Annotated in this window: 12 protein-coding genes; 5 read left to right on the top strand and 7 right to left on the bottom strand. The window is 40.3% G+C overall.

The window, feature by feature from the left end; translation table 11 throughout:
- The first annotated feature begins 59 nt into the window (after positions 1-59).
- A complete protein-coding gene (locus tag IPP86_15390) occupies positions 60-2,570 on the top strand; it encodes a T9SS type A sorting domain-containing protein (protein MBL0139887.1) in 2,511 nt (836 codons plus the stop codon).
- Positions 2,571-2,583: 13 nt separating this feature from the next.
- Here IPP86_15390 and IPP86_15385 read toward each other — a convergent pair whose 3' ends face one another.
- A complete protein-coding gene (locus tag IPP86_15385) occupies positions 2,584-3,051 on the bottom strand; it encodes an SRPBCC family protein (GenBank protein ID MBL0139886.1) in 468 nt (155 codons plus the stop codon).
- 97 nt (positions 3,052-3,148) lie between these two features.
- Positions 3,149-5,110 carry a T9SS type A sorting domain-containing protein gene (locus IPP86_15380; protein ID MBL0139885.1) on the bottom strand — a complete coding sequence of 654 codons (1,962 nt, stop codon included), beginning with the start codon at positions 5,108-5,110 and terminating at the stop codon, positions 3,149-3,151.
- A gap of 276 nt (positions 5,111-5,386) precedes the next feature.
- Between IPP86_15380 and mazG the strand changes: the two genes are divergently transcribed.
- On the top strand, positions 5,387-6,157 hold the full coding sequence (gene mazG, locus IPP86_15375; GenBank protein MBL0139884.1) for a nucleoside triphosphate pyrophosphohydrolase: 771 nt from the start codon (positions 5,387-5,389) through the stop codon (positions 6,155-6,157).
- A 71-nt stretch (positions 6,158-6,228) separates the two neighbouring features.
- On the opposite strand, the gene IPP86_15370 is transcribed toward mazG, so the two are convergent.
- The 3 genes from IPP86_15370 to IPP86_15360 all read right to left on the bottom strand — a co-directional run bounded on the left by IPP86_15370 (position 6,229) and on the right by IPP86_15360 (position 8,765).
- Positions 6,229-6,858: a peroxiredoxin gene (locus IPP86_15370; protein MBL0139883.1), complete on the bottom strand. Its 630-nt coding sequence runs from the start codon at positions 6,856-6,858 to the stop codon at positions 6,229-6,231.
- A 257-nt stretch (positions 6,859-7,115) separates the two neighbouring features.
- A complete protein-coding gene (locus IPP86_15365; GenBank protein ID MBL0139882.1) occupies positions 7,116-7,829 on the bottom strand; it encodes a ZIP family metal transporter in 714 nt (237 codons plus the stop codon).
- Between the two features lie 165 nt (positions 7,830-7,994).
- Complete coding sequence (locus IPP86_15360; protein MBL0139881.1) at positions 7,995-8,765, bottom strand: methyltransferase domain-containing protein; 771 nt, start codon at positions 8,763-8,765, stop codon at positions 7,995-7,997.
- Positions 8,766-8,916: 151 nt separating this feature from the next.
- Here IPP86_15360 and corA point away from each other — a divergent pair, with 151 nt between their 5' ends.
- From corA to pfkA, 3 genes are read left to right on the top strand one after another with little or no spacing between them, the layout of a single operon-like run.
- Positions 8,917-10,074 carry a magnesium/cobalt transporter CorA gene (corA, locus tag IPP86_15355; GenBank protein MBL0139880.1) on the top strand — a complete coding sequence of 386 codons (1,158 nt, stop codon included), beginning with the start codon at positions 8,917-8,919 and terminating at the stop codon, positions 10,072-10,074.
- A gap of 31 nt (positions 10,075-10,105) precedes the next feature.
- Positions 10,106-11,296, top strand: coding sequence for an RNA methyltransferase (locus IPP86_15350; protein MBL0139879.1), 1,191 nt, complete (start codon positions 10,106-10,108; stop codon positions 11,294-11,296).
- A gap of 5 nt (positions 11,297-11,301) precedes the next feature.
- Positions 11,302-12,291 (top strand): 6-phosphofructokinase, encoded by a 990-nt coding sequence (gene pfkA / locus IPP86_15345; protein ID MBL0139878.1) that lies wholly within the window; start codon positions 11,302-11,304, stop codon positions 12,289-12,291.
- Between the two features lie 127 nt (positions 12,292-12,418).
- Here pfkA and IPP86_15340 read toward each other — a convergent pair whose 3' ends face one another.
- Positions 12,419-13,015, bottom strand: coding sequence for a WbqC family protein (locus IPP86_15340; protein ID MBL0139877.1), 597 nt, complete (start codon positions 13,013-13,015; stop codon positions 12,419-12,421).
- A gap of 6 nt (positions 13,016-13,021) precedes the next feature.
- A complete protein-coding gene (locus IPP86_15335; GenBank protein ID MBL0139876.1) occupies positions 13,022-14,539 on the bottom strand; it encodes a hypothetical protein in 1,518 nt (505 codons plus the stop codon).
- Positions 14,540-14,590 lie beyond the last annotated feature (51 nt).

Raw genomic sequence — 14,590 nt, 5'->3', positions numbered from 1 at the left:
TTGATTTAACCACATCACTTTGTTTTTTATCGTAATTTCATTGCTTATCTGGAAAGCAAATGAAAGGTACATTTCTGTTTCTTGTCTGCATTTTCATGATGAAATGGATGGATGCACAAGTGCCCGCATCTTTTCAGTCCAGAGGACCTGGAGGTGGTGGTGCATTGTTTTCGCCGTCTATAGATCCGCATCAATCCGATAACTGTTATATCTCCTGTGATATGGGTGAACTTTTTCACTCAACAGATTTCGGTATGAATTATTCTGAGACAGATTTCAGACAAGTGCAGGGTGGTCATAATTCCAAAGTAGCATTTACATCCAATCCTCAGATTCGTTATTGTATAAGCTATGCTAACAATGCAGTTGTTCCCATGAAAACTACTGATGGAGGAAGTACCTGGAATATTCTTCCGGGAAATCCTGATCCATCGGAGGAAGCGTTTGGGATATGGACAGATCATCAAAGCACAGGAAGAATTGTGCTGTCTTATTATGGTTCAATCTGGTATTCACAGGATGGTGGAAATTCATTTACAAATGTTTATTCCACGTTGAACATGTCGGCAGGCGTGCTTGTAGGTGGTGTGTTTTTTGACGGGTCAGATATTTTCATCGGGACGAATGAAGGATTGCTTGTTTCTCACAATTCCGGTTCAAGTTTTACCAGAGATTCTTCACCCGGTATACCTGCAGGACAATCGATTTATTCTTTCGGAGGAGCAAAGAGTGGTTCAACGATTCGTTTTTTCGCGCTTACAGGTGACTCTCTCAATATCTATGTAGGACTTGCCGGTAGTGATTACTGGAGTTTTATTCGTGGTGTTTACAGGATGGATTATTCCGCCAGTGGGTCTTCATGGATCAGCAGCATGTCAGGTATTGTTCCTTCACAGGATTGGCTGATGTTTGTTGGTACTGCACTCAACAACGTTGATACAGCCTACCTTGCCGGAAGCACATATCTTTCTGAACCCAATGTGATGCGCACAACGAATGGCGGCCAAACCTGGCAACATGTTTTTCTCACATCTTCCAATCAAAATATTGCCACCGGATGGTGTGGATCGGGTGGAGACAGGGGCTGGGGTTACGCGGAATGTCCATTCGGGTTTACCGTTGCTCCCAATGATGCAAAGCGCATCCTGATGACGGATTACGGATTTGTACACAAATCATCAGATGCGGGGAACAATTGGATACAAGCTTATGTCTCTTCAGCTGATCAACATGCTGCAGGTGCAAATACACCTGCAAACCAATCCTATCACAGCTGTGGTATTGAAAATACTTCCTGTTGGGATATTCGATGGACCAGTGCGAATCATTTGTTTGCCGGGTACTCGGATATTCGTGGTGTCAAAAGTGTTGATGGGGGAAATTCATGGTCCTTCAATTATACCGGACATTCTCAAAATTCGATGTATAAAATCGTGAAGAACATCGCCGGGCCAACCCTGTATGCTGCGACATCAACAGTACATGATATTTACCAAAGCACTCATTTGCAAGATGCGACATTGGATGCAAGCAATGCAGGTGGAAAAGTAATTTATTCTAATGATGAGGGTGCCACCTGGCAAACCCTTCATGATTTTGCTCATCCGGTATTTACGGTCACAATAGATCCCAACAATGTAAACCGTTTGTATGCTGCAGTAGTCAATCATAGTCAGAATGCAGGAGGAATATGGGTGAGTCAGAATATAAATCTGGGTGCAGGATCAACCTGGACTCAACTATCAGCTCCGGGTAGAACTGAAGGACACCCGCATAGTATTTTTATTCTGAATGACGGAACATTGGTGTGTACCTATACCGGTAGAAGAAATTCATCCGGGGCTTTCACACAAAGCTCCGGCGTTTTCATTTACAATCCGGGTTTACAGGTCTGGAGTGATAAATCTGATGTTGGGATGTTTTACTGGACAAGAGATTTAACGATTGATCCGACCGACCCGAATCAAAATACCTGGCTGGTCAGTGTTTTCAGCGGTTGGGGAGGCGCACCTAATGGAAAGGGTGGTTTGTACAGAACTACCGATCGCGGGAATACCTGGACTAAGATCTCCAATCTTGATCGTGTCGCTTCATGTACTTTTAATCCAAACAATCCGGATCAGGTTTTTATTTGTACAGAAGGAGATGGATTGTGGACAAGTACAGATATACACGCTACAACGCCTACCTTTCAACCGGTACTGAATTATCCTTTTTATTTCCCATGGAAAGTAATTTTCAATCCATATCAGCAGGATGAAATGTGGGTCACTAGTTTTGGAAATGGAATAAAAGTTGCCAGTTTACTTCCTACAATAGTGAAAAATGACAGGAATGAGAATTCTGAGATAAAAATTTATCCGAATCCTGCATCTGATTTCATTACCTTATTGAATTCGGGATCGAATACCATTCAGCAAATGGAAATCTTCGATTCAAGCGGAAAGAAATTATTTTCGGGGAAAGGAATTCATGAAATTGATATTTCCGCTTACCCGGCGGGAAATTACTATTTGATGATTCGGCAAAATGATCGTTTGAGTAAAGAGAAATTTATCATCAGAAGATAAATCTTAATGTCATTTATTTAAATGTGCCAAACATCTTTTCTAATACTACTTTTCTATATGTAAAAATTTCCTGTATTTTATTTTCAATAAATAGTGAATTGAGAATTTCTCCGAATGGACCAAAGGGTATCTCATAAGTAAGTCTGTCGTGCATTTCAACTCCACCGGGAATGGAAATGAATTCATGCTCATGATGCCAGATCCGGTATGGACCTTTTCGCTGTTCATCTACAAAATAATTAGGAGCCTTCACATGGGTTATTTCCGTTAGCCAGGTCATGGGAATTCCAAAAACAGGCGAAACTGTATAGGCGATCATCTGGCCCTCGTAAGTTTCTTCCTTTTCAATCTTTGAACGAATTCTGAAATTCATTCCCGGCGGAGTAATTTTGGATAGATTTTTCGGATCAGAGAAGAATTTCCAGGCACTTTTTTGATCAATGGGTAGTTTGCAGGAAAAGTACAGTTGATGAATTCCCATTTTTCAGATTATTCTGAAGTCTTAACAGCTGACAATAAAAATTGTTTAAAATCAATTAACATTGATTATAAACCTGCTTAAACGGGAAATTGTGGCCTTAGTAAATGAATTTTCTGATCTGAGATTTCTCTCCATCATTTACCTCCAGAAAATAAATACCTTTTGACAAGCCGTAAGAAGAAAGACATGTTGCATTAAAACCAATTCCGGAAGGATTGTTTTGCCGAAGGATCACTTTCCCTACCGCGTCAGTGATCGTGAAATGCAACATATTCCGGCAATTTGATTGGAGTAATATTTTAATCTGATCCAAATTGTAATCAGCATAGACCGAAATAATGGATAGATCTTCAGGCTTTAGGGCAACCGGGATTACCTTGGAAGAATGATTATTACCATTGTAATCTACCTGATCCAAGCGGTAATAAATAATTTTGGAATTGTATATGTTTTCATCTACAATGGAATAGGAGGAGAGTTTAGTTGAATTTCCTGCTCCTTGTATTTTTTGGAGTTCACTAAATTCAATTCCATCCGTACTTCTATATACAATAAAATAGTCACAATCTATTTCGGACGCAGTTTGCCAATCAATTCTGATTTTGTTCTCTGGTATTAATTCAGCAGTAAATGAGAGTAATTCAACAGGTAACACAGCTGTTGTAACCGGGCATACAGTTTCAGTATCAGAAAGTGTTGGTAATACTGAAAAAGCAAGATTGGAAGAGTTGATTCCTGTAAAAGCAAGCGGGGACAGGTTATGCCGAATGACAGAGGGCGACATTTCTACCAGGATACCAGGATTTTTGCAAGGAACAAGACCAAACATGTCCGCTTTCCAAAGTATAGTACCCTGGTTAAGTTTTTTACCTGTAAAAATATAACAGCCATCATTTGTCATTCTTCCGCTTCTGGAACCAACCGTCGCGTTGATGTCATTGGTATATGCTCTTGACCACTGCATATTGAAATTCTGGTCTGTCTTTAAGAGCTGAGCCTGCATTCCGAATCCACCATAGCCTCCCATTCCTGTAAAAAAGAATCCACCATCCGGAGTTTGTTCAACAGAAGAAAATCCGCTCTGAAACATTTGTGCAGGAGCGGAATCATAGAATCTGTAATCCAGTATTTGACCGGAAGAATTCAGTTTGAGAATGTAGGGGTAGTTGTATTGATTTAGTGTCTGGTCCTTATCCATAGATCCGGCAATGATCAAGTCACCTGATAAGCTTTCAATAATGTCCAAGCCAAGTGAAAAACGTAAAGCGCTATTGTCATGATCATAAGAATTCGCCCAAAGCACATCTCCACTTGAATTCGTTCGAATGACATACACATCCGCGGCATGCAGATCAGCGGTAGTTCCAACGAGTACATAACCACTGTCGGAAGTTTGTCGCACATACCATGGTAGTCCTTCACCAGTATCCAGATCACGCACGGCAAGCTGGTATTTTTTCTCCCATTGAATATTTCCGATGGCATCTGTTTTAATCAGCAGCGCATATGTATTTCCAACAAGGCTCATGGGAAGGTCGTCATGGAATCCAGCTAGAATATATCCACTGTCAAAGGTCTGCCTTACACAAAAACCAAGTTCATCCTTCCCTGTATCAAATTGTTTTGCCCAGGACAGATTCCCGTTTTCATCTGTTTTCATCAATACTATATCGTTGCTATCTGGTGGCCAAACAAGATCCCTGTTCATATGACCTGTGATGATCGTACCGCTATCATTTGTAATTTCCATCCACATCCCAATAGTACGTGCTCCGGGTTTTCCAAAAACTTTTTCCCAAATCAAGGATCCATCCTGGTTTGTTTTTAGTAAATGAATGTTTGTTGAAGGAATACCAGACATGGTGAACCAGTGGAAATTGTAATAGAAATCGGTGCCACCAGCTACAATGTAATTACTGCTTCTTGTTTCTCTAACGGCATAGCCGCTGTTTCCTGTATTGAAGGATTTTATAAATGTTGTCGGCTGACCACCACAATTGAACACATTGAGAGTGATAGAAATAATCCATGTAAAGAAGAAATAAGCAAGGACCCGCATAATTTTTATGGGTATAGAAAATATTGATCTTTAAAGCTAGCGATAATTTTTATAGAGAAATCCGGATTAATTCGAATGTATGCATTGATTTGGCCAGTGCAGGAAAATCATGGGTGAGAAAATGGATTCAATGGATAGAAAAAAGGCCGACTTTATTCATTTTCGGGAAAACCATAAACAGATAGGTTTTTTAAGGTATTTGGAATGTTGAAACCTCTGTGTGATTCAATCCGTCTAAGGAGGTATTATGTGTATTTTTACAAACAAAACCACTTTATGACCCCAAGAGCTGAAGCATTTGAACGATTGGCGACAATTATGGATGAATTACGTCTGAAATGTCCATGGGATAATAAGCAAACTATGGAATCACTTCGTCACCTCACCATTGAAGAAACCTATGAGCTTGCGGATTCCATCATCGAAAATGATCTGAATTCTATCAAGAAAGAACTAGGGGACATCATGCTTCATATTGTCTTTTATGCGAAGATCGCGGAAGAACAAAATCAATTTAATATTTCTGATGTGATTCACGCGCAATGCGAAAAACTAATTAGTCGGCACCCGCATGTATATGGTGATGTAAAAGTTCAGAATGAAGAAGAGGTCAAGCAGAACTGGGAGATGTTGAAGCTCAAAGAAGGAAACAGTTCTGTTCTTAGTGGCGTACCTAAAGGATTACCTGCCATGATCAAGGCCATGCGCATGCAGGAGAAGGCTAGGGGAGTTGGATTTGACTGGGACAAACCGGAACAGGTCTGGGAGAAAGTGGAAGAAGAGATGAAAGAATTTTTACACGAAGCGGAAGCCGGCAATATGAAAAAAGCGGAAGCGGAATTTGGGGATCTTTTATTTGCCCTTGTTAACTATGCCAGATTTAAAAATATAAACCCGGAAGAAGCTCTTGAACGTACCAATAAAAAATTCTTCAAGCGCTTTCAATTCATTGAAGAAGGAGCGAAGAAAAGCGGAAGAGAGCTGACCAGTATGACTCTTGAAGAAATGGATGTGTATTGGAATCAGGCAAAAAAAAGTGAAGAATAAAGAGTGAATGGTGAAATAAATTTTTAAAAAAATATTAATCTTTTCACCATTCACTCTTGACTAATAAAAAATTACGCTTTTGCGAGGTAAGTAGCCACGCCTTCATGAGTAGCTTTCAGTCCTTCATTACCTTTTGACCAGTTGGCAGGACAAACTTCTCCATTTTGTTCATTGAATTGAAGAGCATCCACCATACGAAGTGCTTCATCTACATTTCTACCCAATGGCAGATCGTTAATGAGCTCGTGGCGAACATTTCCTTTTTTATCAATAAGGAACAACCCACGGTATGCAACCATTTGACCCGTTGCGAAGACTTCTCCGTTTTCATTCGTGTCGTATTCACCGGCTAAAACACCAAAATTCATCGCGATTGTTTTGCTCGTATCGGCAACGATCGGATAAGTGATTCCTTTAATACCTCCTAATTTTTTCTCCATTTGTAACCATCCCCAATGTGACTGTTCAGTATCGGTTGAACAGGCTATCAGGGCTACTTTGCGTTTTTCAAATTCATTCAGCTTGTCCTGGAATGCGTGTAATTCCGTAGGGCATACGAATGTGAAATCTTTTGGATAAAAGAAAAAAACTACTTCCTTTTTTCCGATAAATTGCTCCAGACTAAAATCGTCGACAATTTGTTCTCCCATGACCACTGCTTTTGCTTTGAACAATGGGGCTTTCTTTCCTACTAATGACATTTTGTTTGTTTTTTTAGTTAATTATCAATGTTAATTCGGGTGCAAAAATACAAAATCGAAACGCTTGAAAAGGGAAAATTTTATTTGATTCTACTTGATCTTTATCATGTAAATATTGCTTTTTTTGATGTATGTAAAAGATTGAAAAACAAGCATATGCTTATATCCTTGCATGTTTTATCCTGCAATGGTATCAGACTTTAAAAGCGTATTTTATAAATAATTACGAGTCTGTAAATTCTGCAAAATGCTCCGGATCATGAAAGCATTGCCAGTCCTGCACCAAGCAGGATGATAAAAAACTTCAGGTAATTGAAACGATGATGTTCGGAGGATTCAAAAAGAATGGTGGTTGATATGTGTAGGAAAATTCCAATCACAATGGCCATCATCGCGTTAAAGTAAACAGAAAGATCATTGCCCGATTCTCCAAAGATGCTGCTGGTAAATGCTCCCAGAGGAGCCATGATGGCGAACATCACCAGGAAGAAGATCGCAGAAGATTTTTTAATTCCGGAATCGAGCAACATGCTCATCAAAGCAACCGCAACAGGGATGTGGTGAAGGATTATTCCGGTAAGCAAAGAATTTTGCGTACTACTTTCTCCAAAACGTTGTACCAATGGCATTCCTTCCAGAAAGCTATGCAAACAAAGACCCATGATCATTCCATATGGAAAGGCCGCATTTTGTTTTTTATGGATATGAATGTGTCCGTGTTCAATTCCTTCAGAAAATATTTCCAAAAGGATCTGAATAAAAAAACCAAGAAGTATAAAGGCACCTGCAGTACCTTTTCCTGCTGTGTAAACTTCGGGAATTAGATGCAATACAGTAAGAGCGAATAAGTATGCTCCGCTGAATGAAAGCATCAGTTTTAAGGCACGTGGTTGAATTTTCTTGAATGCAAAAATTGATATCCCGCTCAGGACGATGGTAATGAAAAGAAGAAAGTAATAGAGCAATGGCATTCCTGATTCGTATTTATAAAATTACAATTTCTGTACTTTTCCTGAGTTATTATTTATTGTTTTGAAATTGGTGTCCGTTCACAGAGAACATACTGCTCATTTCATACGTCCGAATAGTTCAAACCTTAAATGATTCGTTCAATATTGAATAGAATTTTCAGTTGTTTATAGTTTGGTGCCAATAAGTATCAGTCGGTCAGATGTATTTTCATCATAGGGATCAAGTGAATAGTTTCCATACATTCCTCTAACTTTTAATCCGGCTTTTCTGAAATATTCCTGAAATGTTTGTGCGCTAAACAGCCAGACATGTTCTTCGAATTGGAATTTTTTTCCTTTATCTTCAAAGGATATTTTTTTAATCACCTGTGAGCCAATAATTGTTTTGGTAATCAGGAATGTGATTCCATTCACAAGGACCTGATGTTGTTGATTTCCGATTAATCTGATTTTTGCTGCATTGAAATAATCCATTACGAAAATGCCATTCTTTTTCAAGGCAGTAGCATTGGCCTGCATACATCTCAGGTTATCATGTTCCGAATCAAAATAACCAAAGCTGCTGAAGAGATTCAATACATAATCGAAATAATTGACTCTGAAAACATGGCGCATGTCATGCCGGTAAAACTCCAGACTGTCGTTTTCAAATTGCTTGTTGTGCGCAATGCTCTCTGCTGATAAATCGAAGCCGGTAACATCCAGTCCTTTTTTATTCAGGTAAATACTGTGCCGTCCCTTTCCACAAGCTACATCAAGTACCCTCGAATGGATCGGGATATCCAGCTTTTCATTCAGACTGTCCAGGAAATGTTCCGCTTCCTTGTCATCACGGTGTTGATACAGAATATGGTAATACGGTGAATCAAACCAGGTCTCAAACCATTCTTTCCCTTGTTGTGATAGGGGTGTACAATTTTCCTGTCTCTGCTCCATAATCTCTGCGAAGTTAAGTTCTTTTCTGTTTTTTCATATTATTCCTGAGGGTAAGGTGATTTGGTGATATTTTTCAAATGCCAAACAATTTCAATGATTGACTAAAAATCCGGGAATTGTCTTTATTTTTAACACGAAATCAGGGTGTCAATTGGATAGGCTGATTTACCTGAACATAGTCATGAGTAAAAATACTTCCAGGAATCCGCAAAAAGCAAGAAGGTATAAGCATTCTCCTCCAGGGACAGCTCCCGGGGCAATCAACGTGCCTGAAGATGCTTTGAAACCAACCATTAAGTCCTTCATTTACAATCTGGATGATTTTACCGAAACCGACCTGCATTCTATATCTGAAATCAGGGGACAGTTGGCTTCTTTCCCGGACAAAATCCACTGGATAGACATCAAAGGAATTGGTGACCGGCATTTTCTGGAACAACTGGCTGATTGTTTTAACATTCACCGGCTTCAAATGGAGGATGTTGTGAATGTTTATCAACGTCCTAAAGTCGAGGATTATAAGGATCATTTGTTTCTTATTTCCAGGGTGATGTGGGAGAAAGAAGGACAGTTACTGAATGATCAGCTCAGCCTTTTTGTGGGAAAGAATTTTGTGATAACCATCCAGGATAAATATGAGGATCAATTGGATCCTGTCCGCGACCGTATTCGACATGGAAAAGGATTCGTCAGAAGGTACGGATCAGATTATCTCGGCTATGCATTGATGGATGTTGTTCTTGATAATTATTATCCAATTCTCGAACAAATAGGCGAAAGAATGGATGAGTTGCAGGATCAGCTCATTATTAACCCAACCAGAGATCTGCTGAACAGAGTACTTCAGATCAAACGTGAACTCATTTTGCTTCGTCGTTCCATCTGGAGTGAAAGAGATAAAATCAATGATGTATTGCGAAGTACATTTCCCAATGTAACAGATACAACGAAAGTGTTTTTCCGTGATTCTTATGATCATTGCATCCAGATTCTGGACCTGGTAGAGAGTTATAAGGAGGTCACCGCGTCACTGATGGATGTTTATCATTCATCCGTAAGCAACCGGCTGAACCAGGTGATGAAAGTGCTCACCATCATATCCACCATTTTCATTCCGTTGACATTTATTGTAGGATTATACGGGATGAATTTTGCCCATACCAATCCAAAGACAGGAGAAGCCATGCCTTTAAATATGCCTGAATTGTATTCTCCTTACGGCTATTTGACAGTATGTCTCTTGATGGTGGTGATTGTTATCGGCCAGATTTATTTCTTTTACAAAAAGGGCTGGCTGACCAAAGGTTAATTGAATATTTAATAGTGTAAATCTGAATATCGTGTCAAAAAAAAATACCGATTCCTTTGAATTAATTGCAAAGACTTCTTTTGGATTCGAAGATATATTATCAGAGGAATTGAGTCAGTTGGGAGCAAGGAACATTCGCAAAGCTACTCGTGCTGTTTTGTTTGAAGGGGACCAGCAGATTATGTACAAAGCTAATTTATGGTGTCGCACAGCTTTGAGAATTCTCAAGCCTATCGGTTCATTTCCTTGTGGAAGCGAACAGGAATTGTATGACGGAATACGTACAATACAATGGAACAATTATCTGGAAGCAGACGAGACGCTTGCTGTTGATTCTGTAGTCACAAAATCAAAGTTGACACACTCGCTGTATGTTTCTCAAAAAGCCAAGGATGGAATTGTGGATCAGTTCCGCAATCGCGCCGGACAAAGACCCAATGTGGAATTGTCACGGCCCAAGCTCAGAATACACATTCATCTGAACCAGGATGTCGCTTCAGTTTCACTTGATAGTTCTGGAGAATCTCTTCACAAACGAGGATACCGACAGCAGCAGGGCGATGCACCGCTGAATGAAACCCTTGCTGCAGGAATGATATTGTTGAGTGGATGGGACAAACGTTCAGGATTTCTCGATCTGATGTGTGGTAGCGCTACGATTCCAATTGAAGCGGCCTTGATGGCGAGAAATATTGCACCGGGAATTTTTCGTACAGAATTCGGATTCGAACGCTGGAATGATTTTGACCAGGATCTTTGGGATGGTCTGGTAGCCGATGCTAAAAGCAATCAATTGCCATCGCTTGACTTCAGGATTTCCGGAGTCGAAAAATCTTTTCAGGTGGTAGGGTTTGCAAAAGAAAATATACGGTTTGCAGGTTTGGAAAAGGACATTGATTTATATGCAATTCCATTTGAAGATTATACTCCGGAGGTGGTGCCTTCCATGATTGTTACTAATCCTCCATATGGTGGCAGGATTACGGACGATGATTTATTTCTTCTCTACAAAAATCTTGGCGATACCTTTAAGAAAAAATATCCGGGATGTACTGCATGGGTTTTAACAGCCAACAAGGAAGCATCTCATAAAATCGGTTTGCATCCTACAAGAAGGATTCCCTTGTACAATGGCGCGATAGAATGTCGCTTTTTGAGATATGTAATGTATTCCGGAAGTAAAAAAACAGGAATTCAAACTGAACAGGCAAAAGAAAATTGAGCACAATGACAAAGCCAAAAAAGAAATTGCGAATTGGTTTGCTTACGACCGGAGGTGATTGTCCGGGTTTGAATGCAGCCATCCGTGCTGTAACACGCACAAGCATTTATTATGGACATGAAGTCATTGGTTTTTTACGGGGTTATGAAGGACTAATTGAAAATCAGTTCATACTGATGAATTCACATTCTGTCAGTAATATTCTGCAACGGGGTGGAACGATTCTCAAAACAGCCAGAAGCGAGCGTTTTAAAACTGTTGAGGGCCGTCAAATGGCCGCGGATAATTTGAAAGCACATACTTTGGATGCGTTGGTGGTAATTGGTGGTGATGGTTCCTTCAGAGGTATTGAGACTTTCACACGGGAGCATCCGATTCCTGTCGTCGGTATTCCAAAAACGATTGATAACGATATTTTCGGAACGGATACTGCGATTGGTTATGATACTGCATTAAACACAGTCGTTCAGGCCATCGATAAAATCCGGGATACTGCTGATTCGCATGATCGTTTGTTTTTCGTGGAAGTGATGGGCAGGGATGCAGGGATGATTGCATTGCTCTCAGGTATAGGTTCCGGAGCGGAAGCGATTTTAATTCCGGAGACAAAAACACGAATGGAGCAAATCATTCAGATTTTAAAACGCGGATGGAACCGGAAAAAAACTTCTATGATTGTGATCGTCGCGGAAGGTGATGATGCAGGCGGTGCCTACAAAATCGCACAGGAAGTGAAGCTGCGGTTCCAGCATTTTGATACTCGTGTGAGTGTGCTCGGTCATATGCAAAGAGGTGGTAGTCCCAGTTGTGCCGACAGAGTATTGGCAAGCAGACTTGGGGTTGCGGCGGTAGAAGCATTGATCGAAGGAAGAAGTAACGAAATGGTTGGGATTGTAAACAACCAGTTGGTACATACTCCTTTTCCGGTGGTTGTCAATTCCAAAAAAGAATTCCCGATGGATCTGATGCGGATTGCTGAGATACTTTCATTGTGAGTAGCAGAAATTGCTCAAAAAGAATTTTCCTGAATTTTGCATAAACAATCTTTTAACCTTTGTGTCAAAAGATTGTTCCTTCACACATTGACAGAGCCGGGTGCTGTGAATGAAAACAAAAAAAGTACTAGATTCTGAATGAACCTTCGTTAGCAAGAAAGTCAATGCAACTAAGGTCAGGAAGGAAGCCGTGTTTGTCGGCAAAGACCTGGTGGTAAACGGGTGTTGAAAATTGACTATGTTTTTTAGGATGAAAAGTGTTTCTCAGATCCTGACAGTCAGTTATTTTTTTCTCATAGAAATCACTGAATTCAATTTTCAATTGCAATTTGGAAATAGAAAATAATTTTTCGAGCAGATGTGTATTAAAGTCGACAAGAAAAGTTTTTTCGGCATGAAATGCATTTGAAAATTCATCTTCCAGGAATTCGAAAAATGGCGCATTTCGATATGCTGAGCAAATCGCTCTCCAATGATTTTTTTTCCAGTCGGCCCCGAATGAAATTTTCACATCCCGGATAGGTTTCTTGTGAAGATCGGCATGTTCAACAGGAATGATGAGGGGCAGCAATCCGTTCGAATTGTAAATATGACAACGGTTCCTGTACGTTTGTTTTATGAAATGTTCATTGTGATCAATCCGTATCTCTCCTGCAGAAATGCATTGCAATACATAAGAAACAGGAGGGAAGTAGGCGGTGGAAAAAACAGAACGTGCGGACATGAAATTTTATCTTCTCTCGTATGCTCCCAGGTCAGGAAGTGGGGGAGGAATGATGCTTACCGGTCTTGGATTTCCTTTGAGATCAAAATTCAGTACCGGATCAGCATTCACAAAAGCCGCATTACCGGCGTCAACAGCGACAGATGTTGAATCGATTTCATAGATATTGTTATCGATGTCTTTGAATTTTGGATCTATTGAAGATCCTGCGAGGATTGCATTGTAATTCGCGGGGTTTCCGATCGGGAAACTATTTTCAACTTTCAACATAACATGATCAAAGCGAAAGTTGAATCGGCCCGGAGCAGCGTTCGGAAAGGAGTCAAGCCCGATTTCATTGTCGAGATTTCCATAGATAATCGAATTGTAAAATGTCGCATTCAGTTGACGCACATTCACTCCGAAATAATTGTTGAGCAAAACGGCCGGATCCTGACGATTGCTGCCTGTCCAGAAATTTGCGAATGTGCAATGGTAGAAATCATAATTTCCTCCATACAAAATCGCCGCAGTCTGATAACCACAGTTCGCGAACACACAATTGAATGCTTTGATCACGGCGCCACGGAAATACAAACCGTTTCCGGCCATATTTTTCACAATTGTATTTTCTATACGCAAGGTCGTTTCGCCTGTTGAGGCGAAGACAGTATCAACATGCAAACCGATGTTTCCATTCTTGATGATGGCGTATTTGATCTCAGAATTTCTGCTTCCGGGTCCAATTTCTGAAGTGCCATTTAAAAGATTGGAACGTGTGATGTTGGATAAATAAATCCGGTCCCATTGTCCGGGGACATCTTTGAATTCTTCACCAAGCCTGTCGCCCTGAAAAGTAACAGGATCAGTGAGTGTACCGTTTACCTTAAGTGTGCCTGCCGATAGCACGATAATCCCTGAGCCGGGATGGCTGTGTACTCTGGTGCCGGCATTAATCGTAAGCGCACAGCCTGAATCAACAAGGGCATATCCATAGATTACATGAGGCTTGTCGTTATTCCAGACATCATTGCAGGGAAGAAAAAATAATGAACCACTATTCGAGGGAGAGCGATGAAAGTAGGCGTCTTGTCCCCATGCGACAAGATCAATATCTTGTAGATTCCCATTGGTTTCAAAAAGGATTGAGTCAGTAACAATCAGTGGAGTGTTCTGATTATTTGGATCGATTGTTACTTCTACAAAAATAAACAGACTGTCTTCAGCGCCAATTTCAACATCAGAAAATGACTTGCCGGGAACTCCATCCACATTCAATCTGTATGGAGAGTTCATTCCGGTCGCCAGTCGGATGGAAGAGATTTTGAGCGGCGAATTTTTTCTATTGTAGACAGTGAAGACTTCAGTTGCGCTGCCAACCTGTGTGAATACGGTATCAAAGATTACGGTATCCTGTGAAAATTCCAGTTTGGCTGATGAGTCAGTGCTGAATTCTTCTTTTTTGCAAGAATCCATAGTGAGGATAAAAAATACAGCGATGGGTATTAATGCAAAATGGAGGACTTGTCGCAGGATAATTTTCATAGGGTCACAAAGATAGATTTTCGTTTGAAACGAGCTATTTGTAGTCTTATT

The sequence above is a fragment of the Bacteroidota bacterium genome (assembly GCA_016720935.1).
In the GTDB taxonomy this organism is placed as follows: domain Bacteria; phylum Bacteroidota; class Bacteroidia; order AKYH767-A; family 2013-40CM-41-45; genus JADKJP01.
Note: the sequence above shows the minus strand (reverse complement) of the source record. Positions and strands in the feature narration are given on the sequence as shown.

What these genes read in the sequence shown, in the direction of transcription:
- IPP86_15365 (MBL0139882.1), bottom strand. Translation starts at nt 7,829, where the DNA reads ATGCCATTGCTCTATTACTTTCTTCTTTTCATTACCATCGTCCTGAGC.
- IPP86_15390 (MBL0139887.1), top strand. Translation starts at nt 60, where the DNA reads ATGAAAGGTACATTTCTGTTTCTTGTCTGCATTTTCATGATGAAATGG.
- IPP86_15335 (MBL0139876.1), bottom strand. Translation starts at nt 14,539, where the DNA reads ATGAAAATTATCCTGCGACAAGTCCTCCATTTTGCATTAATACCCATC.
- pfkA (MBL0139878.1), top strand. Translation starts at nt 11,302, where the DNA reads ATGACAAAGCCAAAAAAGAAATTGCGAATTGGTTTGCTTACGACCGGA.
- mazG (MBL0139884.1), top strand. Translation starts at nt 5,387, where the DNA reads ATGACCCCAAGAGCTGAAGCATTTGAACGATTGGCGACAATTATGGAT.
- IPP86_15360 (MBL0139881.1), bottom strand. Translation starts at nt 8,765, where the DNA reads ATGGAGCAGAGACAGGAAAATTGTACACCCCTATCACAACAAGGGAAA.
- IPP86_15340 (MBL0139877.1), bottom strand. Translation starts at nt 13,015, where the DNA reads ATGTCCGCACGTTCTGTTTTTTCCACCGCCTACTTCCCTCCTGTTTCT.
- IPP86_15380 (MBL0139885.1), bottom strand. Translation starts at nt 5,110, where the DNA reads ATGCGGGTCCTTGCTTATTTCTTCTTTACATGGATTATTTCTATCACT.
- IPP86_15385 (MBL0139886.1), bottom strand. Translation starts at nt 3,051, where the DNA reads ATGGGAATTCATCAACTGTACTTTTCCTGCAAACTACCCATTGATCAA.
- IPP86_15370 (MBL0139883.1), bottom strand. Translation starts at nt 6,858, where the DNA reads ATGTCATTAGTAGGAAAGAAAGCCCCATTGTTCAAAGCAAAAGCAGTG.